This is a genomic window from Polaromonas sp. P1_F8, from assembly GCF_056405635.1.
Genome location: NZ_JBFUBS010000001.1, coordinates 170,669 through 195,300, shown reverse-complemented (window position 1 = coordinate 195,300; position 24,632 = coordinate 170,669). Strand labels below are relative to the sequence as shown.

Below are 24,632 nucleotides of genomic sequence, written 5' to 3'. Positions count from 1 at the left end.
GCGTTGAATCACATTGCTCGCTGAAATCGCCCGACGGCTTCCGCCCGGTTGCCGTCGGCTGCGAGACCCGGTGTACCCACGCACCGGTCCAGACGGTGTTGAGCCTCGCCGCCTGGGTGGGCTGCTGCGACTGGACACCCATCGGAACCTGCATTGGGGCCGGCACAGGTGCTATTATTTTTATAGCTGCTCGCGCCCGTTTCTATTGGCCTACAGCCATATTCCTCATAAGAAAAAGGCTTTCAGGAACCTCTGGCAGCCTCAACATGCCCCCGGCACCGCCCCATCAGCCTGCTTTTTACCGCCGCTTTGACTTTTTTAGCATCAAAACTGCCTCCAGCCCAATAAGGACGAGCGCGAGCAGCTATTAAATCCATAGCGCCTTCATCCGCGCTCGCGGCCGGCTAATCCGCCGGATCAACCCATCAAACCAGCTCTTCACCCCGCATACGTTCCCCCAGAAAGTCCAGAAAGCTCCGCACCGCCGGAATCTGCCCACGCCGTGAAGTGAACACCGCGTGCGCCACACCGGGGCGAAGCGCCCAGCCCGGCAGCACGGGCACCAGCAACTGCGCCTGCTGCTCTACCGCACTCAGGGATTCGGGCAAAAAACTCATGCCGGTGCCCGCCAGCACGGCCAGCTTCAGGGTTTGCAGGTCGTCTGCCACATAACGCGGTTGGTGCTGCAGCACAAACTCTTTTCCGTCGGGGCCCATCAGCGTCCACGACGCCCGGCCATCGACCCACGACATGGCGACGGTGTCGAGCTTGTGCAGGTCTTCCGGTTTTTCCGGCGTGCCCTGGCGCCTCAGCAAATCCGGGCTGGCCAGCAGGCGCCCGGAGCCGGCACCCAGGTTTTTCACGATCAGACTGCCGCTGTCTTCCAGCGTGGGCCGTACGCGCAGGGCAATGTCGATGCCCTCTTCCACCAGGTCAATCACCCGGTTGGTCACGCGCATGTCGACTTTCACGTGGGGGTGAAGCGCCATGTAGCGCGGCACCAGGTAACCCACCGTGCTTTGTGCCAGCGTCACCGGGCAGGTGATGCGCAGGGTGCCGCGCGGCTCGACCTGCATTTGCGCCACGGCTTCGGATGCGGCCAGCGCCTCGTCGCGCATGGCGCTGCAGTGGCGCAGGTAAATCTCGCCGACCTCGGTCAGTGAAAGCTTGCGGGTGGTGCGCTGCAGCAGCCGCGCGCCCAGCCGCGCCTCCAGCTCGGCCACGCGGCGCGACAGGCGCGACTTGGGCAACCCCAGCGCCCGGCCGGCCGCGGCAAAGCCGCCCCGCTCCACCACTTCGGCGAAGTACAGCATGTCATTGAGGTCTTGCATGGAAAAAGTCCTTTCGTCGCCTTTCGCCGCCTTTGCTCGCCTTCCGCCACTTACCGAAGGCACCGGATCGAAGGCATTTTTGTGATTTTGCGGTGTTTATTGTCTCATCAGTAGAACGATAAGTCGCATTATTGCCGACTTATCAAACACTCGACTCATACGCACAATCTATCCCATGGCTGCGGTTCAAGGTGAACACGGCCTGAAAACCGGTTTATCCCACCCGATCAATCACTTCAATTCAAGGAATTCACCATGACCAAGCTTCTTCACATCGACTCCAGCATCCTTGGCGGCAACTCGGTTTCCCGCCAGCTCACAGCCCAGATCGTGGCCTCATGGCGCGCCGCCAACCCCGGCACCGAAGTCAGCTACCTCGACCTGGCAGCCGACACACCTTCCCACCTCTCCGCCGAATCACTCGGTTTCCGCATGCCTGCCGGCACGGCCCTGAGCGACGTGCAAAAGCGCGAAAACGCCGTGTCTGAAGCACTGGTGACGCAATTCCTGGCCGCCGACGTGATCGTCGTGGGCGCACCGCTCTACAACTTCGCAATTCCCAGCCAGCTCAAGGCCTGGATCGACCGCATTGCGCAAGTCGGCCGCACCTTCAAGTACACCGACAAAGGCCCCGTGGGCCTGGCCGGCGGCAAGACGGTGATCGTGGCATCCGCTCGCGGCGGTGTGTATTCAACCAGCGACGCGATGACAGCCCTGGAACACCAGGAGAGCTACCTGAAAGTGGTGTTCGGCTTCTTCGGCATCACCGACGTGCGTTTTGTGCGCGCCGAAGGCCTTGCCATGGGCGAAGCCGCCAAGGCTGCCGCACTGGAAGCCGCGCAGATTGAAATCGTGACCCACACGCAAAAGCCAGCCAACCAGGAAAAAGCCGCGCTGGCTGCCTGAGCCACAGGCGTCCGGCACCCATGCCGGAACGCCGTACGGAAAAAAGCCCGCAACTGCGGGCTTTTTCGTTTTCGCCAACATCATCGGCCTGATGCACACGGCCCGACACGTTGCGCCGTGCAGCGTCATGGAGGAGCGTGTTCAACCCTCACCGCCACGGGGCCGGGGCGCCGCATGGCGTCCAGCCCTGAATCAAGCCGCCCGAGCCGAACCAGGCCGTCTGAAAAAGCGAAGTCCTTGTGATAAATCGCCAGATTGCCCCACGGAGCGTAATAACCGATATCGCCGGTGGAGGGCTTGTGCCCCACCGGCGCACCCTTCGTTGACAGCGCACGCGGCAAATCAGCGACTTTTTCCGTGGCCGCGTAGTCTTTCAACACAAGGTTCAGCGGAAGCAGTGCCGCAAAATCTCTGGCGCTGTCATTGCTGTCAAGTGTTGCCGTCGCAATGACGATGCCATCCACGCTCATCTGAATTTTCATCACGGGGACCTTCCTGCGGGGTGTCGGGTCAGATGGTTGTTGGGAAACTGCCCGGATGTCGCCGCCCGCAGCAGCGAGACTACTCGCGCAAAGCAGTGGAAGCATCAGCGAGGCGCAAAACCTCCGTCTGCGCGTGGCGAAGTGAAAGGCGGTCTCGCGTTCGACGCAGACGCCGCTCACCACATTGATGATCGCGCGAACCGCCATCAGGCGCCGGTCTGCACCAGGTGCTTGCCGAAGAACGCAGTCAGCTTGCCCCACGGAATCATCGTCACCCGGTCATACAGATCCACGTGGCCGGCGCCCGGAACAATAAACAGCTCCTTCGGTTCAGCGGCCCGCTTGTAGGCGTCTTCGCTGAATTCTTTCGAGTGCGCCTGGTCGCCCGTGATAAACAACATGGGGCGAGGCGAGATCGTCTCGATGTCATTGAACGGGTAAAAGTTCATGAACTTGACGTTGCTGGCCAGGGTCGGGTGCGTGGTGGTTCGCGGCGATCCACCCGTGGGCGTGTATTCGCCTCGCGGTGTGCGGTAGAAGTCGTAAAACTCGCGCTGGATGGGGTGCGTGTCCGCCGTCAGTTGATGCACGGTGCCACTGGTGTACTGGATCGCACCGCCTTTGAATTCCACATCGCGCTGCTCGGCGGCGGCGGCAATGATCTGCTTGCGCTGCTCGAGCGTCTGCGAATGATTGAGGGCGTCGCGGTTGGCCGCGCCCATGTCATACATGCTCACTGTGGCGATGGCTTTCATGCGCGGGTCAATCTTCGCCGCACTGATGACAAAACTGCCACTGCCGCAAATCCCGATGGCGCCGATCTGCTGCCTGTCGACAAACGCCTGGCTACCGAGGTAATCCACTGCAGCGCTGAAGTTTTCGGCGTACAGGTCCGGCGCAACGGCATTGCGCGGCTGGCCGTCGCTGCCGCCCCAGAAAGCGAGATCCAGGGACATGGCCACAAAGCCCTGCTCCGCCATCTTGGTGGCGTACAGGTTCGCGCTTTGCTCCTTCACCGCACCCATGGGGTGGCCCACAACAATCGCTGGGTTGCGTTTTTTCCGGTCAAGCGTTTTGGGAATGAAAAGATTCGCCGCGACGTTCATCCGGTACTGATTCCTGAAAGTCACCTTCTGCACGGTCACCTTGTCGCTCTTGTAAAAGTTATCGGCACCACCGGGCCTGCCTGGTATGGCCGGCGTATCCGCCGCAAAGGCAGCGCCTCCAACGGTCGAAAGCATGCCGGCCGCAGCCACGCCTGTTCCAGTCATTCTCAAAAACTCACGGCGACCAGAGGCGTCGCTGGACAGTTCGACCGCTGCGCGGCCGTCGTTCTCTGATGGTGTTTTCATGGTCGATGTTCCTCTTTGGTTGGGTCAGAAGGCACTACGCGTGACGGTTGCCCTTGCTCGACGTGGTCCGTGTTCCGTTCGCAGTTCCTGAAGTTTGCCAAGTACCTTTAACATTGACTAGGTAATGAATTCTTAATGAATTTGTTAGCATAGCTAATCAGTAGCCCACGAAACAGAGACCCGCAATGCCTCGACGCAATCTCAACGACCTCTTGGCCTTCGTCACCGTGGCGCGCCAGGGCAGCTTCACCCGGGCCGCCGCCACGCTGGGTGTGACCCCGTCAGCGCTGAGCCAGGCCATCCGGGGGCTGGAAGAAGGCTTGAAGATCCGGCTGCTCACACGCACCACACGCAGCGTCGCCACAACGTCCGCGGGTGAGCGGCTGATGAAGGCGATCGGTCACCGCTTTGACGAAATCGAGTCTGAACTCGACGCGTTGACCGATTTGCGCGACAAACCTGCAGGCACCGTGCGTATCACGTGTGGCGACCACGTGCTGCAAAGCACCCTGCTGCCCAAGCTCTCACCGCTGCTGCGCGAGTACCCGGACATCAAGCTGGAGTTCGACGTGAACTATGGTTTTCGCGACATCGTGGCCGACCGCTTCGATGCGGGCGTACGCTTGGGAAACACCATCGACAAAGACATGATTGCCGTGCCGATTGGCCCACCGCTGCGTATGGCAGTAGCGGCTTCACCCGGTTATTTTGCGGTCCATTCCATCCCCAAAACACCGCACGACCTCACCGCACATCACTGCATCAACCAGCGCATGCCGACTTCCGGCGGGTTGTACGTCTGGGACTTTGAGCGCCGCGGCCGCCAGGTCAATGTCCGTGTGGATGGCCCGCTGATCTTTAACACGACAACGCCGCAGGTCGACGCGGCACTGGCGGGGTTGGGCATCGCATTGCTGCCGGAAGACGAACTGACGGCGCACATTGAAGCCGGGCGGCTGATGCGCGTTCTGCAGGACTGGTGCCCAAAATTTTCCGGCTACCACCTGTACTATCCCAGCAGACGCCAGCCTTCACCGGCCTTTTCGCTGGTGGTGAAAGCGTTGCGGGTGAGTGGATCCGATAGATAAGATGGTTGGCGCCCTCGTGTGGCGAAGCCGAACAGACTTAAAAGTAATTAACAAACGACGAATAGGTAGTTCGCTTTGCACGGCGGCACTCCTACATTTATAGGCTGACCGGCGCCCCAGGACGCAGATGAGAAAGATGAAGATGACAGCGACTTTGACTCCGAACGACCGTGCCGATGCATCGGCAGCAACGCATACCCAATCCTCCATCGAGATCCGGCCTTTTGACGCCCCGCTGGGCGCCGAGGTGCTGGGCATGGATTTGTCCACACCGCTCACCACAGCTGACTTCTGCCGCATCCACCGCGCACACCTGGACCACCACGTTCTGGTCTTTCGCGACCAGCGCATCACGCCGCAGCAACATGTTGATTTCAGCCGCCGCTTTGGGCCGCTGCAAATTCATGTGTTGAAAAACTTCCAGTTGCAAAACCACCCTGAAATCCTGATCGTCTCCAACATCAAGGAAAACGGCGAACCCATCGGCCTGGGCGACGCCGGCCATTTCTGGCACTCTGACCTGTCATACAAAGACAAGCCCAGCCTGGGCTCATTGCTGCATGCGCAGGAGCTGCCCTCCGAAGGCGGCGACACCCTCTTCGCCAACCAGCACACCGCCTGGGACACCCTGCCCGACGCGTTAAAGACAGCTGTGCAGGGCCTGCGCGCCGAACACACCTACCTCGCCAAATACGAAGAGCTGCGCAGCCGCAACCCATGGCGGCCCAAGCTCACACAAGAGCAGGTTGAAGAGGTCAAGCCGGTTGTTCACCCGGTGGTGCGCACCCACCCCGAAAACGGCCGCAAGGCACTCTTTGTCAGCGAGCATTTCACCACCCGCATCCTGGGCATACCAGAGGACGAAAGCACCTCCCTGCTCAGCGAACTGTTCGAACACACCTCACGCCCCGAACTCATCTACCGCCACCAGTGGCAGCCGCACGACATGGTGTTCTGGGACAACCGCTCAGTCACCCACCTGGCAGCAGGCACCCCCGACCACCTGCGCCGCAAGCTCTACCGCACCACCATCGAAGGCGACGCGCCGTTTTAAGCAGAAGCCTGCGTCCGCTATTCGGGTTTCGGTTTTAGGTATCCCGGTTTTAGGTATTCCTCGACCCCACCCCTTCTGTATGCGCCGAGGAGCGCAGGGCCAGACGGATCAGGGCAAAAACTTGTTTGAGCCGAAGGCGAGTTGTTTTTGACCCCGGCTGGACCGAGCACCGCAGGCTGCCCGTAGCGAAGCGAAGGGACGCAGACAGCAGGGTCGCCTTTTCTTTGCTTACTTTCTTTTGGCGAAGCAAAAGAAAGTGAGTTGCATGCCGGGCACCCCCCGGCCAACCACTCTCAGCAAAAAGCGTAGCCGCCGAACAAGAGCAGCAACGGGAAACGCAAGCTCAGGCGTGCTTCTTAACCCACCCCACATAAGCATCCACCCACCCCTGCAAAAACTTGCGGCTGCCTTCACTGATGCTGCCATCAGCGTCGTACAAACCTTCCTTGTTGTGGACAAAAGCCTCGGGCTGCCCCAGCGTAGGCACATTCAGGTAGGCCAGGATATTGCGCAGGTGCTGCTGGGCAAGCGCGGTGCCAATCGCGCCAACCGATGCCCCAATCACGCCGGCAGGCTTGCCGTCCCAGGCGCTTTGGCCATAAGGGCGTGAGGCATGGTCAATGGCATTTTTCAGCACACCGGGAATCGAGCGGTTGTATTCAGGCGTGAAGAACAGAACGCCCTGCGCCGCCTTGATCTCACCCTTGAGCCGCTTCACCTCTGCCGACGGATTCCCGTCGTCATCCTGGTTGTAGGGCGGCAGGTCGTCAATGCGCACATGGGTAAAGCTGAAGTCCGCAGGAAACAGCTTTTCAAGCGCGCTGGCGAGTTTTTTGTTGAACGAATCCTTGCGGATGCTGCCGACGACGACGGCGATGTTGTATTGAGCCATGGGGTTCTCCAGGAGGGTGGGAATGAAAGGGTTTGATCAGCGAATGCGCGAATTCGCAAACGGCATTCCCGGTTTTAAATCAATTCACCGCCGCGCGCTGTAGGACTTCAGGACAGAAATACCCCAAGGTTCCGCAGCGCTGCCCGCTTCCCGTCAACACGCCAGGCCGCTTCTGCGCAAAACCAGACAGCACCCCAACAGCCGGCTGCCCGGGATGCAGCAACAAAGCAACCCGGACGCCCTGAAAACCCCGAAATCACCCCTGAATCGGCCCGAAATCACTGGCATGGATGCTGCGATGTTGAACCCGTCAACCACTCACTCCTCACGCCATGAACATCACTCGCTTCCTCGGTCTCACAGCTTTGTCGTTTGGCCTCCTGTCCACTCAAGGCCATGCCGCACCCCCACCTGAAAAAACCGAAATCCGCTACCAGGGCTGGGCCGGCCAGGTCACCTGGATTGAGCTGGCCGAAGACCTGGGCTACCTCGCGCCGCTCAAAGCCAAATGGGTGGGCAACACCATCAGCGGCCCGCAAGACATCCAGAGCGTGGTCACCGGTGATGTCGACCTGGGTGGCGCCTTCAACGGCGCGGTCGTGAAGTTGCTGGCCAAGAAAGCGCCAATCAAGGCGGTGCTGGGCTACTACGGGGTGGACGAGAACACCTGGAGCGGCTACTACGTCAAGGAAGACAGCCCGATCAAATCCGCACGCGACCTGATCGGCAAAAAAGTTGCGGTGAACACGCTGGGCGCACACCACGAGTTCATGGTCCGCGAATACCTGGAGCGCGCCAGGCTCAGCGAAGCGGAAGCCAAACAGGTGACGCTGGTGGTGACGCCGCCAGTGACCGGTGAACAGGCGCTGCGCCAGGGCCATGTGGAAGTCACCACCCTGGGCGGTGTGCTGCGCGACAAGGCGCGGGAGCGCGGCGGCATACGCCCGCTGTTCACAGACCGTGACCTGTATGGCAACTTCACGGCAGGCTCCATCGTTCTGCTCAACAAATTCATCGAGCAAAACCCCAACACCAGCCGCCACTTGGTCTCAGCCCTGGCGCGCTCCATTGAATGGGCGCGCAACACGCCGCCGGCCGAGGTTCGGGCGCGCTTCGTCAAGATCATTGACGGCCGCAAGCGTGCCGAAAGCGCCGACACCATCCAGTACTGGAAAAGCACCGGCGTGGCGGGCACGGGGGGCGTGATCAAGGACAAGGAGCTGCAGATCTGGATCGACTGGCTGGTCAAGGACGGCTTGCTCAAACCCGGCCAGGTCAAGCCTACAGACCTGTACACCAACGCTTTCAACCCTTATTTCAATGCTTCCAATAGCGGCGACAAGCTGGCGGTGGCCAAATGAGCGCCGCCAAGATTCGCTTTGAAAACGTCAGCAAGGAGTTCACCGTTCGCGCGGACGACGGTGGCGCGGCCAAACGGTTTGTCGCCGTGCATGACGTGACGCTGGACGTTCGCCCCGGCGAGTTCCTGGTGCTGGTCGGCCCCAGCGGCTGCGGCAAGTCCACCCTGCTCGACCTGCTGGCAGGGCTGGCGCTGCCCACCAGCGGCCGCGTGCTGATTGACGGCCAAGCCATCACCGGCCCCGCACGCGACCGCGGCGTGGTGTTCCAGCAATACGCCCTCTTCCCCTGGTTAAGCGCCTTGGACAACGTGGCCTTCGGGCTGGAGGTTGCGGGCTTGGGCAAACGCGCCCGGCGCGAGAAGGCTGCGCACTACCTGGAGCTGGTGGGCCTGACCGACTTTGCCAACCGCTTTCCGCATGAGCTTTCAGGCGGCATGAAGCAGCGCGTGGCCATTGCACGCAGCCTGGCTTATGAGCCGCAGGTGCTGCTGATGGACGAGCCCTTTGCCGCGCTCGATGCGCAGACGCGCGAAACGCTGCAGGAAGAACTGGTCGAAATCTGGCAGCGTACCGGCAAGACGATTGTGTTCATCACGCACGGCATCGACGAGGCCGTGGTGCTGGGCCAGCGTGTGGCCATCATGACGACCCGGCCCGGCCGCATCAAGCAGATCGTGGACATCCCCGAATCGCTGCGCAGCGGCACCGACGACGTGCGCTCGCTGCCGCTGTTCGGCGAGCTGCGCCACGAGATCTGGTCGCAGCTGCATGACGAGGTGGCATCCGCCCGCCGCGAGCGCCGCGCCCGTATTTCCTCACAACCCATCCTCAAGGAAATTGCCCATGTCTGATATTGCCCTGAACGCAGGCGCCGCACCGCTGGCCCTTCACACGCCGCCGCTCTGGAAGCGCTTGCAGGCGCAAGTTGCCAATGCCACCTGGCGCTCCGGCCTGATCGTGGCGCTGGCCCTGCTGTGGGAATTGGCGCCGCGCCTGGGCCTCACCGACCCAACCTTCCTGCCGCCACTCAGCGAGGTGCTGGCCGCCGGCTGGGCGCTGGCCCTGAACGGTCAGCTGTGGGAGCACGCCTCCATCAGCCTGGCGCGCTCACTTGGCGGCTTGCTGCTGGCCATCCTGTTCGCGATCCCGCTGGGGCTGGCCATCGGCTGGTACCGCCGCCTGGGCAACACGCTCAACCCGCTGATCGAGTTACTGCGCAACACGGCACCGCTGGCATTGCTGCCAGTGTTCTTGCTGCTGCTGGGCATTGGCGAGGTGTCCAAGGTTTCCATCGTGGTGTATTCGTGCGCCTGGCCCCTGTTGCTCAACACCATCTCGGCCGTGCGCCAGGTGGACCCGCTGCTGGTGAAGTCGGCCCGCACCATGGGGGCGACGCCGCGCCAGTTGTTTTTGAAGGTGATCCTGCCGGCTTCCGTGCCCACCATCTTTGTGGGTATTCGCCTGGCTGCGGCCTCCGCGATGCTGGTGCTGATTGCCGCCGAGATGGTGGGCGCCAAAGCCGGGCTGGGCTACCTGATCATCTACGCCCAGTTCAGCTTTTTGATTGCCGACATGTACTTCGGGATCATCGCCATCACCACCATCGGGGTCACGCTGAACTTCGCGCTGCAGGCGCTGGAGCGCCACTTCACGGCGTGGAAGCCTGCTTCCTCGCACAGCTGATTCAAGCCGACTCCCGTATCGACAAATAGACATACAGACACGAAAGACATTCCACATGACTCAACGCAAACTTCGCCTGGGCGCATTCATCATGGCCACAGGCCACCATATCGCGGCCTGGCGGCACCCCGGCTCGCAGGTCGATTCGGGCGTCAACATCGACCACTACATTGAGGTGGCCAAAACCGCCGAGCGCGGCCTGTTCGACCAGGTGTTTGTGGCCGACAGCCCGGGCGTGGCATTCCACGGCACCGACGAAGCCTTTAGCCGGCAGGGCCGCGTGTCTTACTTCGAGCCGGTCACGTTGTGGGCGGCCCTGTCGGCTGTGACGAAACACATCGGTTTCGTGGCAACAGCTTCCACCACCTATGAAGACCCCTTTTTGCTGGCGCGCAAGTTCGCCTCGCTGGACCACATCAGCAAAGGCCGCGCGGCCTGGAACGTGGTGACCACCGGCGCCGACAACGTGTACGGCAATTTTGGGCTCGACAAACACCCTGACCCGGAGGTGCGTTATGAGCAGGCCCACGAGTTCATCGACGTGGTGAAAGGCCTGTGGGACAGCTTCGAGGACGATGCCTTTATCCGCAACCCCGAAACAGGCAGCTACTTTGACCCAGCCAAGCTGCACGAGATCAACCACCACGGCAAATACTTCAAGGTGCAAGGCCCGCTGAATCTGGAGCGGCCGCCGCAAGGCTACCCGGTGATCGTGCAGGCCGGCTCGTCCGAGCCTGGGCGCGAACTCGCGGCCGCCACCGCAGAAGCCATCTTCACAGCCTGGACCAGCCTGGCAGAAGCGCAGGCCTTCTACCGCGACGTGAAAGGCCGCCTGGCCAAATACGGCCGCCGGCCTGAGCAGTTGCTGATCCTGCCCGGCATTTCGCCAGTGATCGGCCGCACGCAAGCCGAAGCTGAAGCCAAGTGGGCCGAGCTGCAAAAGCTGATTCACCCTTCGGTGGGGTTGAACACCATTGCCCAATTCTGGCCCGGCGAAGACCTCACGAAGTGGGACCTGGACGCCCCGCCGCCCTACATTCCCGAACCACCCAAGGGCCAGAACAGCCGCGCCCACGTGGTGCTGGAACTGGCGCGGCGCGACAAGCTCACCGTGCGCCAACTCTATGAATACCTGGCCGGTGCGCGCGGCCACTGGGTGGTGGTGGGCACGCCGCAAACCATCGCGGACAAGATCCAGGAGTGGTTTGAAAACGGCGCCGCTGACGGCTTTAACGTGATGCCGCCCGTGCTGCCTGAATCGCTCAACGATTTTGTGGACCTGGTGATTCCGGAGCTGCAACGGCGCGGTATTTTCCGTACCGAATACGAAGGCAGCACGCTGCGCGAAAACCTCGGGCTGGACCGGCCCGTCAACCAGTTCGCCGTCAAGGCCCAAAAGGTGGCGTGATGGGAAGCCGCGACCTCAACTTCACCGCCCTCTCGAACGCGGCCGGCGCCCGGCAGCACGATGCCGACGTGCTGGTCATAGGCGGCGGCCCGGCAGGAACCTGGGCCGCCATCAGCGCAGCAGCGCGCGGCGCAAAGGTGGTGCTGGCCGACAAGGGCTACTGCGGTACCTCGGGCGCCACGGCGCCTTCGGGCACAGGCGTCTGGTACGTGGAGCCGCAAGGCACGCAGCGCGAAGACGCCAAAGCCAGCCGCTATGACAAAGGCGGGCAGCTGGCCGAACACGCCTGGATGGACCGCGTGCTTGAGCAGACTTACGCCAACATGCAGCAGCTGGCCGAATGGGGCTACCCTTTCCCTATCGGCGAAGACGGTGAGCAGCGCCGTACCTCGCTGCAAGGCCCCGAGTACATGCGCCTGATGCGCAAGCGTGCCAAGGAGGCAGGCGTGCGCATTCTCGACCACAGCCCGGCGCTGGAGCTGCTGGTGGATGAACAAGGCACGGTGTGCGGCGCCACCGGCCAGCAGCGCCAGACGCTGGAGCCCTGGGTGGTGCGCGCCGGCGCTGTCGTCATCGCCACCGGCGGCTGCGCTTTCTTAAGCCGCGCGCTGGGCTGCAATGTTCTGACTGGCGACGGCCACCTGATGGCCGCCGAGGTGGGCGCCGATTTTTCAGGCATGGAGTTTTCCAACGCCTACGGCCTGGGTGCGGCCTTTGCTTCGGTCACCAAGTCGCTGTTCTACCAATGGGCCACCTTCTACTACGAAGACGGCAGCGTGATTGAAGGCGCCGGCTCGGCTTTTGGCCGCAGCCTGATTGCCAAAACATTGCAGACCCAGCGCGTGTTCGGCCGTTTGGATAAAGCCGACGAGCAGGTGAAAGCCTGGATGCGCACCGCCCAGCCCAACTTCTTTTTGCCCTTCGACCGTGCGGGCATAGACCCTTTCACCCAGCGCTTCCCCGTGACCTTGCGGCTGGAAGGCACGGTGCGCGGCACCGGCGGCCTGCGCATCACGGGCCGCGACTGCGCGACTTCCGTGCCCGGCCTGTACGCCGCGGGCGATGCCGCCACGCGCGAGCTGATCTGCGGCGCCTTCACCGGCGGCGGCAGCCACAACGCGGCCTGGGCCTTGTCGTCCGGGTTCTGGGCCGGTGCAGGTGCGGCCGGCTTCGCGCGCTCCAACGGGCACAGCGCCGCGCGCGCGGTGCTGCGTGCCGGCAGCGTAGGCCTGCAGGGTGCGGGCGATGAACACACCGACAGCGAAGCGCTGATCCGCGCTGTGCAGGCCGAAGTGTTTCCTTATGAGCGCAACTGGTTCCGCAGCGGCGGCGTGCTGGAAGATTCGCTGTCGCGGCTCGACGCGCTGTGGATTCGCCTGCGCCAGGCCGCACCGGCCGACAGGCAGCAGGCGGTGCGCACACGCGAAGCCGCCGCGCTGCTGGCCCATTCGCGCTGGATGTACCGCAGCGCCCTCGCCCGCAACGAAACGCGGGGCATGCACCGGCGCCAGGAACATGCCGCGCCTGACCCCACGCAGCGGCACCGCCTCATCAGCAACGGGCTGGACGACATCCAGGTCAACCAGGAAGCGGTCGCATGATCGAGCTCATCAGCGCTTCGCAATGCACCGGCTGCAACATCTGCGTGACGGCCTGCCCCACCAACGTATTCGACGCCGTGCCCGGTGGCCCGCCGGTCATCGCACGCCAGGCAGACTGCCAGACCTGCTTTATGTGCGAGCTGTACTGCCCGGAAGACGCGCTGTTCGTCGCCCCCAGCGCCGATGAATCCGTGCAGGTGAACGAAGAAGCCTTGCGCCATGGCGCGCTGCTCGGCAGCTACCGCAAAGCCGTGGGCTGGGGCGGTGGCCGCAAGTCGACCGCATCCGACGACAAGAGCTACCACCTGCTGCAGAGGGCCTGAGCCTGTCGCCGATAGCGAAGCGCTCATTACAGTCGCTATCTATTTGATAGCTGCTTACACCCGTAGTTCTATCGCAAGGCGGGTTTTTTGCACTGAAAACGACCTTCATTTGTATTGCCCCTTCCCCCGCTGGGGGAAGGCGGGGATGGGGGCCTGGGCGCTTGCACAAATGCGGTGTTCGGCTCAGGCCGAGAGCCCCCATCCCTACCTTCCCCCAGCGGGGGAAGGAGCAAAAGCCACATACAACTGCCTATCAGGCAGCTACGGCTTCAGCAGGCACCACCGGTTGGGGGGCCTTGGGTGCTTGCGCCTGGCCGCCATGCACGCGCGAGCGGCGGCCGTCCACGCTGATCGGCACGTCGCCGGCCAGCGTGACGCGGCGCACGATGCGCTTCTGGTCGCCGTAGTCGTTGATAGCGTAGTGTTGCGTAGCGCGGTTGTCCCAGATCACCACGTCGCCCTGGATCCAGCGCCAGCGCACGGTGTTTTCAAGGCGCGTCACATGGCTTTGCAGCACCGACAGCAAGTGCTGTGAATCGGTGCTGGAATAACCGACCAGCTTTTTCGCGAAGTGGCCGAGCACCAGCGTGCGCTCGCGGGTTTCGGGGTGCACGCGCACCACCGGGTGCTCGGCTTCATGCAATGTGCGGGTGAAAACCTCACGGTAGTGCCTCAGGCCTTCGCTCGACACTTCGTCGTCGCTGCGTGAGGCGGCGTAGTCGTAATCGTTGCCATGAATCACCCAGAGCTTTTCGGCCAGTTCTCGCAGTGCGGGCGGCAGGCCCTGGTAAGCCAGTGCCGTGTTGGCCCACACCGTGTCGCCGCCGGCGGGCGGGATCACCACGCCGCGCAGCACCGAGATCTTGGGCGGGGCCACGGCGAAGGTCACGTCGGTGTGCCAGGAGTTGGCACGCCCGCCATGTTCCGAATCCAGCTCCAGGATAAAGCCCGTGCCCTGGCGCACCGGCACCGTGGGGTGCGGTACCGGCTCGCCCAGGCGCTTGGCAAACGCCTCCTGTGATGCGTCGTCCAGATGCTGCTGGCCGCGAAAGAACAGCACCTTGTGTTTGAGCAGCGCCTGGTTGAGCGCGGTGATAGTTGCGCCTGGCAGGTCGGCAGACAGGCGCAGGCCGCGCACTTCGGCGCCAATGCGGCCTGCGACCGGGTGAATGTCTACGGGCAATGTTGTCATGAAGAAGCTCCTTGAGTCATGAAAGAAGCAGACGTCAACAACGACGCTGCCTGCAGACTTCTACGCATGACCTGTGCCAGTGAAAACCGGTCGTTGGGAGGTGTTTTTTCGCGGTATTGCTGCGATAGCAGCAGCCTGCTAAAAGTGACTGCAGAAAATTGTTGAACGGCTGCTGCGAATGCAGCACGGACTTTTCGGCTACAGCGGCGCGAAGGCGGAATTGCTCTCTTCAGCATCTCCGGCGTGTGCAGACCTTTCGAGCAAGCCATGGCGCTTGAGCAGGGTGCGCAGCACATTGCGCGAAAGACCCAGCAGATGCGCTGTCTGAACCTGGTTGCCATGGCAGAACTCGAACGCTGTCTTCACCAAGGTGGCCTCGACGGCGTCAAACAGTTCAGGCTCGGCCTGGTTCATGCGCTGCAGCAGCACCTCGCGCAAACTGACTGGTGCAGCGCTCTGCGCCAGGTGATTTGAAACCTGTTCTACGGAAGCAGTAGCCGGCAATGCGGAAGGCGCCGCACGGGACGCCATGCGCGCAGAACGGTGAATGCCCTGCAGGTCCGCGACATGCAGCGTTGCCGTCGGCGCCACGATGAGCGCGTAGTGGATGACGTTTTCCAGTTCGCGAATGTTGCCGGGCCAGTCATGGGCCAGCAGGGCCTGCTCTGCCTCTGGCGAAAGGCTTGCATCCTTGATGCCCAGGCGCGCGGCGTAGCTCGCCAGGAAATGTCGCGCCAGCGGCAGGATGTCGCCGGGCCGCTCAAACAGCGGGCGCAGCTCCAGCGTGGCAACACTCAGGCGGTAATAAAGGTCGGCGCGAAAGTGGCTGGCGTTGACCGCGTCGCGCAGGTCGACGTTGGTTGCAGCAATCAGGCGCACGTCCAGCGCAATCGGCTTGCGCGAGCCGATGCGCACCACCTGGCGCTCCTGCAGCACGCGCAGCAACTTGACTTGCAGGCTCAGCGACAAGTCACCAATTTCGTCAAGAAACAGCGTGCCGCCGTCGGCCGCCTCAAACCAGCCCGCGCGGGCGTGCGCAGCGCCGGTGAAAGCGCCGGTTTCATGGCCAAACAGTTCGGCATCGATCAGCGACTCGCTGAAAGCGCCGCAATTGACCGCCACAAAAGGCCCGCTGCGCCCGCTGCCCTGGTGGATGCGGCGCGCCAGCAATTCCTTGCCGGTGCCGGTTTCACCAATGATCAGGACCGTGGCGTCAGTCGGCGCGACCTGGTCGACGCGCTCCAGCAAGGCCAGCGAGCCGGGGTCTTCGAACACCAGCGCCTTGGCGCGAATCGACAAGGCGCCGGCATTGGGAAGGGTCAGCAACCGGCTCATGCTTTTGTGCTCCGCTTGGCTACGCTCAGAACCCGGGCAGCACAGCGCCCTTGAACTCGGCCTGCACATACTTGCGGATTTCTTCCGAGTGATAGGCCTTCACCAGCTTGGCCACCCAGGGCTTGTCTTTGTCCTGCTCACGCACGGCCAGCAAATTGACATACGGCGACTTGGCGGCTTCCTGGGCAATCGCGTCCTTGGGGTTCAACCCGGCGGAGAGCGCGTAGTTGGTGTTGACGGCCGAGGCGTCCAGGTCATCCAGCGAGCGTGGCAACTGGGCAGCGTCGAGCTCCACAAACTTCAGCTTCTTCGGGTTCTCGATCACGTCGAGCGGCGTGGCCTTCAGGCCTGCTTCGGGCTTGAGCTTGATCAGGCCCTTGTCTTGCAGCACCAGCAGCACACGGCCGCCGTTGGTCGGGTCGTTCGGGATGCCAAAGCGCGCGCCTTCTTTCAGCTCGGCCAGGCTTTTGACTTTTTTGGAATAGAGGCCGATCGGGAAGTTGACGGTGTAGCCCACGTTGACGATCTTGTAGCCGCGGTCCTTGACCTGCTGGTCGAGGAAGGGCTTGTGCTGGTAGCTGTTGCCGTCCAGGTCGCCGGCGGCCAGTGCGGCGTTGGGCTGGATATAGTCACTGAACTCGACGATCTGGATCTTCAGGCCGTCTTTTTCGGCGATCTTTTTGACCTGCTCAAAAATCTGCGCGTGCGGGCCGGCGGTGACGCCGATCTTCAGCGGCTTGTCTTGCGCCAGCACGGCGCCGGTAAACGAGGCGGCCAGCGCAAGTGCGACGGCGGACTGGATGAGGGTGCGTTTTTTCATGGTGTTTCCTTTTTTGAAGATGAATGAATCTGTTTTTTTGCCCTGAAGGTCAATTTCAAGGCCATTTTTAAGAGGCAAATCGGGCTCTAACCCAATGGGAACGTGCGCGAGCAGCTATCAAAAGCGTAGCAATCAACATCGCCGCGCATGGCTGTCATGGATGGACGGGGTCATCTGTGGCTCAACCTGCGCACAGCCCAGTCGCCCAGGCTTTGCACCGCCTGCACAAACAAAATGAGCACCAGCACCACGGCCAGCATGACTTCAGGCAAAAAACGCTGGTAGCCGTAGCGGATGCCCAGGTCGCCCAACCCGCCGCCGCCAATGGCGCCGGCCATGGCCGAATAACCCGTAAGGCTCACGAAGGTGATGGTCAGGCCCGCGACGATGCCGGGAAGAGCCTCGGGCAGCAGCACCTTGAAGACGATCTGCCGTGTGGTCGCACCCATGGCCAGCGCGGCTTCGATCAGCCCGTGGTCGACTTCGCGCAGCGAGGTTTCCACCAGCCGCGCAATGAACGGCGCGGCCGCGATGGTGAGCGGCACCACCGCCGCCGCCGTGCCGATGGAAGACCCGGTGATGAAGCGCGTCAGCGGAATGATGGCCACCAGCAAAATGATGAACGGCGTGGAACGCACCGCATTGACAAGGCCGCCGACGACGCGGTTCACGCCAGCGTTCTGCAACACGCCGCCCTCGTCTGTCAGGCGCAAAAACACCCCGAGTGGAATACCGATGAGCGCACCGACCGCGCCCGAAATGCCCACCATGACGATGGTTTCCCATAGCGAGCTGACAAAGAGCTCGAGCAGGGCTTGTGAGAAATTACTGAACACGGCTTAAACCCTCCCGCCCACGGCCAGCTCACCGCCGACCTGGTCTACATGCACACCGGCGCCGCGCAAATGCGCCACCGCCGCGTTGAGCTGCTCGCGTGCGCCGCGCGCAAACACTGCCAGCGAACCGAAGGGCTTACCCTGGATTTCATCAACCTGACCGTGCACGATGGAGAGGTCAATGCCAAAGCGGCGAATCACGTCTGACAGCAAGGGTCGATCCGACTCATCCCCCGCAAAGGCCAGCCTGAGCAGCTGCCCTTCTTCCGGGTGCTCGGCACTCATCAGGGTGCGTATGCGCGCCAGCACGCTGTCGGGCAAATCCTGCGGCACGATCTCGGCGATCAGGCTGCGTGTGGTTTCGTGTTGCGGGCGCGTGAAGACATCGATCACCGTGCCGCTTTCAACAATGCGGCCCGCGTCGATTACCGCCACGCGGTCGGCCACCTGCTTGATCACCTGCATCTGGTGCGTGATCAACACGATGGTGAGGCCGAATTCCTTGTTGATCTGGCGCAGCAGGCCGAGGATGGAGCGCGTGGTTTCCGGGTCCAGCGCCGAAGTAGCTTCATCCGACAGCAACACCTTGGGCCGGTTGGCCAGCGCGCGCGCAATGCCCACACGCTGCTTTTGCCCGCCGCTGATCTGTGCCGGGTAGCGATCCGCCAGGGCGCTCAGGCCGACCAGGTCCAGCAAGGGCTCAACACGTGCCTTGATGTCCGCTGCCGATAGACCCGCAATCTCCAGCGGCAAGGCCACGTTGCCGTACACGGTGCGCGACGACAGCAGGTTGAAGTGCTGAAAGATGATGCCGATATCGCGCCGGGCTACGCGCAGTGCTTCGCCGTTCAGCGAAGTCAGTTCCCGGCCGCCCACCAAAACCTGGCCAGCCGTCGGCCGGTTCAGCAGGTTGACCACGCGCACCAGCGAGCTTTTGCCCGCACCGCTGCGGCCGATGATGCCGTAGACCTCGCCCGGGTTGATGTGAAGGTCGACGCCCCGCAGCGCTTCGACCGGGCCCGTGGAGCCCTTGTAGGTTTGAAAAATGCCTTTGAGCTCGATCATGAAAATTCGCTAAACCTTGTCACCCCTCACGGTTCTTGTGAAAACGTGTGAGGCTCTTTTTTGAACAGGACGCGAATTTAGCCTAGCTTCTCCCAAACTCAAAAGAATATTAAATAGACTAGTTAGATGATTAATCAGCTATAGAACCCGATTTACAGCCTTTTACGCATTTTTCAGCCAAAACTTGATCATTTATACCCGGATGATATAAACTCCTAATTTGACCCGGACAAAATTAACCGTAATGACTTTATGACCTCTACTTTGATCGCTTTGATCGCCACGCCCCGCACCCTGACCGCCTTCGCCGGGTTCCAGCGCATTGCCTGCGGGCCGCGCCGTGAGCTGCTCGCGCAGTTGCGCGCCACGCCCCAGCAGGCCGACATACTGCTTCGCATATTCAACGATGCCAACGGGGAACGCCTGGACCTTGACCTGCGGCCCGACGCCGTGGATGCGCCCGACGACACGCCGCCCGACCTTCCCGCCGCCGAACCCGAAGCACCGGTGACGCGTTCTGTCGGGCGCCCCAGGCTGGGGGTGGTTGCGCGTGAAGTCACCTTGCTGCCGCGGCACTGGGAATGGCTCAGCCGCCAATCAGGCGGTGCTTCGGTTGCGCTGCGCAAGCTGGTGGAAGAAGCGAGCAGGGCCAACGAGGCACGCGACGTGGTACGGGCCTCCCGCGAAGCCGCTTACCGCTTCATGGCGGAAATCGCGGGCGACCTGTCCGGCTTCGAAGAAGCCACCCGCGCACTGTTTGCCGGCGACCGGCTGCGTTTTGACACCCTGGTCGAGCCCTGGCCTGAAGATGTGCGAACCTACCTGGCGGCACTGGCCGCAGCCAGCTGGAGCGCCGCATGAAGCCGCCGGATCTTTCCGCCCTCGATCACCGGCTTGAAACCGAAATGCATGAGGGCGACGTGCGTGCAGCGGGCGAAATCGCGGCGCCACCGATTTCCGTGGCAGATCCGGTCCCGCCCCTGGCAACACAGCCCGCGGCGGCGAAACCCGCTTCGCACACCCGGCCCGCATTGAACGACGGTGTGCCGATGTGGAAGACCTTTGCCGCCTTCCTCGGCCCCATGCTGCTCAGCAACATCCTGCAGTCGCTGTCGGGCACGCTGAACAACGTGTACGTCGGCCAGATGATCGGCGTCGGCGCATTGGCGGCGGTGTCCAGCTTTTTCCCGATCCTGTTTTTCTTCATTGCCTTCACCATCGGCCTGGGCGCAGGCGCCTCCGTGCTGATCGGCCAGGCTTGGGGAGCGCGCGACACTGGCAAAGTCAAATCGATTGCCGGCACGACGCTCAGTGTCGGCCTGATTTTTGGCCTGCTCGTCGCGCTGTTCGGCGGCATCTTTACCGGGCCCTTGCTCAGGGCGCTGGGCACACCGGCCGACATCCTGCCCGACGCCACGCTCTATGCCCGCATCATGATGATTGCGGGGCCAGGCCTCTTCGTCTACCTGCTGGCCACCGCCATGCTGCGCGGCGTGGGCGATACGGTCAACCCGCTCTACACGCTGGGCATTTCGACCCTGGTGGGCCTCGCCGTCACACCGGCGCTGATCCGCGGCTGGTTCGGCCTGCCGCAGCTCGGTGTGGCCAGCGGTGCGGTGGCTTCGGTGCTGTCAATGGTGACGGCCACGGCCTGGCTGGCCTTCAGGCTACGCCGCATCCACAGCCCGCTGGCACCTGATGCGGAATTTGTACGCCACATGCGCATCAACGGCAGCATCCTCAAGACCGTGCTCAAGATCGGCGTACCCACCGGCGTGCAGATGATCGTCATCGCGCTGGCTGAAGTCGCCCTGCTCTCGCTGGTCAACAGCTATGGATCCAACGCCACGGCGGCCTACGGCGCCGTCAACCAGGTGGTGGCGTATGTACAGTTCCCGGCGATTTCGATTGCCATCACCGCTTCCATCCTGGGTGCGCAGGCGATCGGCGCGGGCCGCACCGACAAACTGGGCACCATCGTGCGCACCGGTTTGCTGATGAACCTGGCGCTGACCGGCTCACTCGTGCTGCTGGGCTATTTGTTCTCGCGCCACCTGATGGGCTTTTTCATCACCAGCGAACCGGTGATTGAGGTGGCGCAGACGCTGCTGCACATCATGCTGTGGAGCAGCGTCATCTTCGGCATGGCCTCGGTTCTCTCGGGCATCATGCGCGCCAGCGGGTCGGTGCTGGTGCCCACCGGCATCGCCATCTTCTGCATCGCGCTGGTGGAGGTGCCCGTCGCCTGGCTCATGAGCCACCGCATCGGCATCAACGGCATCTGGGTGGCCTATCCGGTCACCTTCATCGCCATGCTGGGTCTGCAGACGGCTTACTACCGGCTGGTCTGGAAGAAGAAGTCGATCAGGCGCCTGGTCTGAGTCCGTCATTTCCTGATTGATCCACACCATGACACACACGCACCGCAACGCCACCGTCGACATCGCCAGGGGCATCGGAATCATCCTGGTGGTGCTCGGGCACAACAGCCTGGTACTGGAAAACAAGGGCGAGCTTTTCCGGGTGATTTACGCGTTTCACCTGCCGCTGTTCTTTTTCCTCTCCGGCCTGTTCCTGAAAGATTCCGATTCCCTGCGCAAGTTTGCGCTGTCGCGGGCCGACGCGCTTCTCAAGCCCTACTTTGTCGTGCTGGCGCTGGTCGGCATCCTGATGGCGCTTGATTCCGACATGGTTCCCACCGCCGACACAAGCGCCTCTGAGTATTTTTTCGGCGTGTTGTATGCCACCGCACCCACCATTGCGTGGGCACCGCTCTGGTTTTTGCCGCACCTCTTTGTGGCGTCGGTGGTGGCCATGGCCATCCTGCGCGCCACCAGGGCCGTTGAACACCGCGCACGCTGGGTTTTTCTGGCCGCCTCGATGCTGCTGGCCGCGGGCATCCGCTGGATTGGGAGCTTCTGGCAAATCGACACGGCCAGCCTGCATTTCATGGGCCTCGCCCGCTTGCCAGGGCTGCCCTGGAGCCTCGATTTGACCCTCATCAGCTCAGCCTGCCTGCTGTTCGGGTTTCTGCTGCGCGAACAGGTCATGGCCGTGAAATTCAACGCCATCAGGCTGCTTGCCGCGGCCATTGCCTTTGCGGCGCTGCACTACCACTTCAACGAGACCATGGACCTGAACCTGCGCATCTACGGCGAGCCGCTCATTGCGACACTGCAGGCCGCGCTGGGCATTTATATGGTGCTTTGCATCTCTGCACTGCTGGCGCGGTATCCGCGGCTGCAGCGCCCATTGACCTACATCGGCTCCGGCAGCCTGCTCATCCTGGTGTTTCATCCCGTCGCGCAGGGGCGGGCCTTCCTGCTGCTTTCCCGCTTCAGCCACAACGACTACCTCGTTGGAGCGGCAAGCCTGGCTGCGGGTGTCGCATTGCCGCTGCTCCTGCTGGAAATTGCGAAACGCCAGCAATACCTGGCGGCCCTGCTCTTGCCCCGAAAATTCAGTCCGGCAGTCGCGCAAAATACCCGTACCTCGAAACAATTGCCATGAACCACGAGCTCTCGCGCCTGGCGGCCAGCATCCATCTTGATGAACCGGGTCAGGAAGCCCTCCGGCTGGCCTTTGGCCTGGCGTGCGCCGGCCGCGTACAGCATTTGCTGGAAGACCCCAGGGCCGTTGATTGCCTGGCACAGCTTCAGGCTTTCGTCGACGGCAAACTGGAAAGGCCCGCCCTGGCGCAGGCGGCGCAGGAAGTCGCCGCGGTGGCCAACAGCCACAGGGGCTCCAATTCCATTGACGGCGCGGCCCACGCAGCCGTCTCTGCCACCTACGCCGTGGCCAATGCACTGGCTGGCCGGGCCCTGGATGCGGCCGGCTACGCGGCTTATGCCGCCGTCTACGGCTACGGCGGCTACGCGGTCAACGACCCGTCGGCTTTCGAGGGAGAGTTCGCGTGGCAGGTCGAAAAACTCCGGGAATTGGCCCCGACCTTCCCGGTGCGCTGAGGCGGCCGGCTTGGGGGCGCCACATCCGGTGCGCGCACAAGGCCTGCGCGTGTGCCGCTTGCGCGGTATAAACGTCAGGTCGTCTCTATTCCCTTCGCGTCCATGACCACGCTTTTCATCTCCGCTTTCCTGCTCGGGCTATTGTTCAACGCCGCGCCCGGTGCCGTTTTTGCCGAAACGGTGCGCCAGGGCGTACGCGGCGGTTTCCGGCCGGCCCTGGCGGTGCAAATCGGGTCGCTGGCCGGCGACGCGCTGTGGGCCCTGCTCGGGCTGGTCGGCATCGGGCTGCTGCTTCAACTGGAGTGGATTCGCTGGCCCGTCGGCATCGCCGGGGCGCTGTATCTCTTCTGGCTTGCGCGCGACTCATGGCTTTGCGCCAGCCAGGAATTCACTTTAACGGACCCGGCAACGGCCGAACCCCAAAAGGCCATGCGCGCGGGGGTGCTCCTGTCCATCACCAACCCCCAAAACATTGCCTACTGGGCCGCGCTCGGCAGCGCCTTGGGCGCCGTCGGAATCCATGAACCAACGGCTGCCGACTACGGCATCTTTTTTGTGGGCTTCATGGTGTCGTCGGTGGTATGGGCATTCTTCTGCGCGGCAGTGGTTGACCGGATCTTTCGCCGGGCCGGCATGCGGTGGGCCAAGGTGACCTACAAGCTTTGCGCCGCCGCTTTTCTGGCGCTGGCCATTGGCTTGGTGCGTGACCTCATGGTCCAGTCGCCGCCTCTTCCCCATAAAGACAAATCCGTCGTGACCGGTAAACCCTGAACAGGAACTGCCATGCAACTCATAGGAATGCTCGACTCGCCCTACGTTCGCCGCGTAGCCATTTCCCTGCAACTCCTCGGCTTGCGCTTTGAACACCAGTCGATCTCGGTGTTCAGCACTTTCGAGAAATTCCGGCAGATCAACCCGGTCGTCAAAGCGCCGTCCCTTGTTTGTGACGACGGCACGGTGCTGATGGACTCCACCCTGATCATCGACTACGCCGAGGCGCTGGCCGCCCAGCAGGCGCCACCCAAAAGCCTGATGCCGGCGGCCGTTGCCGAGCGCCAGCAGGCGCTGCGCGTGATCGGCCTGGCCATGGCCGCCTGTGAAAAAAACGTGCAGATTATTTACGAGCGCAACCTGCGCCCCGCTGAAAAGCTGCACCAGCCCTGGGTGTCTCGTGTGACGGGCCAGTTGCTGGCGGCCTATAGTGAACTGGAATCAGAACTTCGGCGCAAACCGCTGGCGGCGACCAGCGGCACCATGGGTCAGGACGGTGTGACCGTGGGCATTACCTGGCACTTCACGCAAGCCATGATTCCAGAGGTGGTAAACGCCGCCGACTACCCGGCCCTCTGTGAATTCTCTGCCCGGGCTGAGCAACTGCCTGAGTTCATGGCAGCACCGCACGGGGACAGCATTTATCGCCAGGAATAGACTTCATACGCTTGGCAAGCCTTGATATCAGGGGCGCATGTTTGAGACACATCAACCCAATATAAGGAGTTCCCATGAAGCCACGGATTACGGTCATCACTATCGGCGTTGATGATCTGGAAAGATCGCTTCGCTTCTACCGCGATGGCCTTGGCCTTCAGACAGAAGGCATTATTGGTGCCGAGCTCGAACATGGCGCCGTGGCATTCTTCGACTTGCAGGCGGGCCTGAAGCTTGCCCTCTGGCCGCGCAAAAGCATTTCCCATGATTCGGGTGTTCCGCTGGAGAATGCCAGCGCAACCGAATTCACACTGGGCCATAACGTCTCTTCGAAAGCAGAAGTTGATGCCGTCATGGCGCAGGCCAAAAAAGCGGGTGCCGTGATCACCAAGGAAGCACATGACACCGCCTGGGGTGGCTATGCCGGCTACTTTCAGGATCCAGACCGGCATCTGTGGGAGGCGGTATGGAACCCCCAGTGGTCAGCCGGCGATTGAAGCGTAGCGCGTG

25 protein-coding genes are annotated in these 24,632 nt (G+C 62.4%); 16 read left to right on the top strand and 9 right to left on the bottom strand.

Annotated elements, in window-relative coordinates:
* Nucleotides 1–425: 425 nt before the first annotated feature.
* The gene (locus AC1D1J_RS00985) at nucleotides 426–1,331 is read right to left on the bottom strand and encodes a LysR substrate-binding domain-containing protein (protein ID WP_477693640.1); all 906 of its coding nucleotides are present in this window, start codon (nucleotides 1,329–1,331) and stop codon (nucleotides 426–428) included.
* A 255-nt stretch (nucleotides 1,332–1,586) separates the two neighbouring features.
* Here AC1D1J_RS00985 and AC1D1J_RS00980 point away from each other — a divergent pair, with 255 nt between their 5' ends.
* The gene (locus AC1D1J_RS00980) at nucleotides 1,587–2,237 is read left to right on the top strand and encodes an FMN-dependent NADH-azoreductase (protein ID WP_457278534.1); all 651 of its coding nucleotides are present in this window, start codon (nucleotides 1,587–1,589) and stop codon (nucleotides 2,235–2,237) included.
* A 125-nt stretch (nucleotides 2,238–2,362) separates the two neighbouring features.
* Here the strand turns inward: AC1D1J_RS00980 and AC1D1J_RS00975 are convergent, their stop codons facing one another.
* Nucleotides 2,363–2,719: a cyclophilin-like fold protein gene (locus tag AC1D1J_RS00975; RefSeq protein ID WP_457278535.1), complete on the bottom strand. Its 357-nt coding sequence runs from the start codon at nucleotides 2,717–2,719 to the stop codon at nucleotides 2,363–2,365.
* A gap of 206 nt (nucleotides 2,720–2,925) precedes the next feature.
* Nucleotides 2,926–4,071: an alpha/beta hydrolase gene (locus tag AC1D1J_RS00970; RefSeq protein WP_477670784.1), complete on the bottom strand. Its 1,146-nt coding sequence runs from the start codon at nucleotides 4,069–4,071 to the stop codon at nucleotides 2,926–2,928.
* A gap of 185 nt (nucleotides 4,072–4,256) precedes the next feature.
* Here AC1D1J_RS00970 and AC1D1J_RS00965 point away from each other — a divergent pair, with 185 nt between their 5' ends.
* Together AC1D1J_RS00965 and AC1D1J_RS00960 are read left to right on the top strand one after the other, a co-directional pair.
* On the top strand, nucleotides 4,257–5,159 hold the full coding sequence (locus AC1D1J_RS00965) for a LysR family transcriptional regulator (protein ID WP_477686435.1): 903 nt from the start codon (nucleotides 4,257–4,259) through the stop codon (nucleotides 5,157–5,159).
* A gap of 142 nt (nucleotides 5,160–5,301) precedes the next feature.
* Entirely contained in the window at nucleotides 5,302–6,213 is a 912-nt protein-coding gene (locus tag AC1D1J_RS00960; RefSeq protein WP_477693639.1) for a TauD/TfdA dioxygenase family protein, read from the top strand.
* 343 nt (nucleotides 6,214–6,556) lie between these two features.
* Here AC1D1J_RS00960 and AC1D1J_RS00955 read toward each other — a convergent pair whose 3' ends face one another.
* Nucleotides 6,557–7,105, bottom strand: a complete 549-nt coding sequence (locus tag AC1D1J_RS00955; protein ID WP_477693638.1) for an NADPH-dependent FMN reductase — start codon at nucleotides 7,103–7,105, stop codon at nucleotides 6,557–6,559.
* 332 nt (nucleotides 7,106–7,437) lie between these two features.
* Between AC1D1J_RS00955 and AC1D1J_RS00950 the strand changes: the two genes are divergently transcribed.
* From AC1D1J_RS00950 to AC1D1J_RS00925, 6 genes are read left to right on the top strand one after another with little or no spacing between them, the layout of a single operon-like run.
* Nucleotides 7,438–8,466, top strand: a complete 1,029-nt coding sequence (locus tag AC1D1J_RS00950; RefSeq protein ID WP_477693637.1) for an ABC transporter substrate-binding protein — start codon at nucleotides 7,438–7,440, stop codon at nucleotides 8,464–8,466.
* Nucleotides 8,463–9,317, top strand: a complete 855-nt coding sequence (locus AC1D1J_RS00945) for an ABC transporter ATP-binding protein (protein ID WP_477693636.1) — start codon at nucleotides 8,463–8,465, stop codon at nucleotides 9,315–9,317. The genes AC1D1J_RS00950 and AC1D1J_RS00945 overlap by 4 nt, the downstream gene beginning before the upstream one ends.
* Entirely contained in the window at nucleotides 9,310–10,149 is an 840-nt protein-coding gene (locus AC1D1J_RS00940; protein ID WP_477693635.1) for an ABC transporter permease, read from the top strand. Before AC1D1J_RS00945 ends, AC1D1J_RS00940 begins: the two co-directional genes overlap by 8 nt.
* A gap of 55 nt (nucleotides 10,150–10,204) precedes the next feature.
* A complete protein-coding gene (locus AC1D1J_RS00935; RefSeq protein ID WP_477693634.1) occupies nucleotides 10,205–11,557 on the top strand; it encodes an LLM class flavin-dependent oxidoreductase in 1,353 nt (450 codons plus the stop codon).
* A complete protein-coding gene (locus AC1D1J_RS00930; protein ID WP_477693633.1) occupies nucleotides 11,557–13,158 on the top strand; it encodes an FAD-dependent oxidoreductase in 1,602 nt (533 codons plus the stop codon). Before AC1D1J_RS00935 ends, AC1D1J_RS00930 begins: the two co-directional genes overlap by 1 nt.
* Nucleotides 13,155–13,481: a 4Fe-4S dicluster domain-containing protein gene (locus AC1D1J_RS00925; RefSeq protein ID WP_477693632.1), complete on the top strand. Its 327-nt coding sequence runs from the start codon at nucleotides 13,155–13,157 to the stop codon at nucleotides 13,479–13,481. Before AC1D1J_RS00930 ends, AC1D1J_RS00925 begins: the two co-directional genes overlap by 4 nt.
* A gap of 253 nt (nucleotides 13,482–13,734) precedes the next feature.
* Here the strand turns inward: AC1D1J_RS00925 and AC1D1J_RS00920 are convergent, their stop codons facing one another.
* The 5 genes from AC1D1J_RS00920 to AC1D1J_RS00900 all read right to left on the bottom strand — a co-directional run bounded on the left by AC1D1J_RS00920 (nucleotide 13,735) and on the right by AC1D1J_RS00900 (nucleotide 18,729).
* On the bottom strand, nucleotides 13,735–14,673 hold the full coding sequence (locus AC1D1J_RS00920) for a TauD/TfdA dioxygenase family protein (protein WP_477693631.1): 939 nt from the start codon (nucleotides 14,671–14,673) through the stop codon (nucleotides 13,735–13,737).
* A gap of 198 nt (nucleotides 14,674–14,871) precedes the next feature.
* The gene (locus tag AC1D1J_RS00915) at nucleotides 14,872–16,008 is read right to left on the bottom strand and encodes a sigma-54 interaction domain-containing protein (protein WP_477693630.1); all 1,137 of its coding nucleotides are present in this window, start codon (nucleotides 16,006–16,008) and stop codon (nucleotides 14,872–14,874) included.
* 25 nt (nucleotides 16,009–16,033) lie between these two features.
* The gene (locus AC1D1J_RS00910; protein ID WP_477693629.1) at nucleotides 16,034–16,828 is read right to left on the bottom strand and encodes a MetQ/NlpA family ABC transporter substrate-binding protein; all 795 of its coding nucleotides are present in this window, start codon (nucleotides 16,826–16,828) and stop codon (nucleotides 16,034–16,036) included.
* Nucleotides 16,829–16,998: 170 nt separating this feature from the next.
* Nucleotides 16,999–17,664, bottom strand: coding sequence for a methionine ABC transporter permease (locus tag AC1D1J_RS00905; RefSeq protein ID WP_457278549.1), 666 nt, complete (start codon nucleotides 17,662–17,664; stop codon nucleotides 16,999–17,001).
* A gap of 3 nt (nucleotides 17,665–17,667) precedes the next feature.
* The gene (locus AC1D1J_RS00900) at nucleotides 17,668–18,729 is read right to left on the bottom strand and encodes a methionine ABC transporter ATP-binding protein (protein WP_477693628.1); all 1,062 of its coding nucleotides are present in this window, start codon (nucleotides 18,727–18,729) and stop codon (nucleotides 17,668–17,670) included.
* A 252-nt stretch (nucleotides 18,730–18,981) separates the two neighbouring features.
* Here AC1D1J_RS00900 and AC1D1J_RS00895 point away from each other — a divergent pair, with 252 nt between their 5' ends.
* The 7 genes from AC1D1J_RS00895 to AC1D1J_RS00865 all read left to right on the top strand — a co-directional run bounded on the left by AC1D1J_RS00895 (nucleotide 18,982) and on the right by AC1D1J_RS00865 (nucleotide 24,619).
* Nucleotides 18,982–19,590: a DUF2239 family protein gene (locus AC1D1J_RS00895; protein ID WP_477693627.1), complete on the top strand. Its 609-nt coding sequence runs from the start codon at nucleotides 18,982–18,984 to the stop codon at nucleotides 19,588–19,590.
* Nucleotides 19,591–19,778: 188 nt separating this feature from the next.
* Nucleotides 19,779–21,110, top strand: coding sequence for an MATE family efflux transporter (locus AC1D1J_RS00890; protein ID WP_477694454.1), 1,332 nt, complete (start codon nucleotides 19,779–19,781; stop codon nucleotides 21,108–21,110).
* Between the two features lie 28 nt (nucleotides 21,111–21,138).
* Nucleotides 21,139–22,239 (top strand): acyltransferase family protein, encoded by a 1,101-nt coding sequence (locus tag AC1D1J_RS00885; RefSeq protein ID WP_477686446.1) that lies wholly within the window; start codon nucleotides 21,139–21,141, stop codon nucleotides 22,237–22,239.
* Nucleotides 22,236–22,694 (top strand): putative immunity protein, encoded by a 459-nt coding sequence (locus AC1D1J_RS00880; protein ID WP_477686447.1) that lies wholly within the window; start codon nucleotides 22,236–22,238, stop codon nucleotides 22,692–22,694. Before AC1D1J_RS00885 ends, AC1D1J_RS00880 begins: the two co-directional genes overlap by 4 nt.
* Nucleotides 22,695–22,796: 102 nt before the next feature.
* The gene (locus tag AC1D1J_RS00875) at nucleotides 22,797–23,465 is read left to right on the top strand and encodes a LysE family transporter (protein ID WP_477693626.1); all 669 of its coding nucleotides are present in this window, start codon (nucleotides 22,797–22,799) and stop codon (nucleotides 23,463–23,465) included.
* Nucleotides 23,466–23,477: 12 nt separating this feature from the next.
* Nucleotides 23,478–24,122, top strand: coding sequence for a glutathione S-transferase (locus AC1D1J_RS00870; RefSeq protein WP_477693625.1), 645 nt, complete (start codon nucleotides 23,478–23,480; stop codon nucleotides 24,120–24,122).
* A gap of 74 nt (nucleotides 24,123–24,196) precedes the next feature.
* Nucleotides 24,197–24,619 carry a VOC family protein gene (locus tag AC1D1J_RS00865; RefSeq protein WP_477693624.1) on the top strand — a complete coding sequence of 141 codons (423 nt, stop codon included), beginning with the start codon at nucleotides 24,197–24,199 and terminating at the stop codon, nucleotides 24,617–24,619.
* The last annotated feature ends 13 nt before the right edge of the window (nucleotides 24,620–24,632 follow it).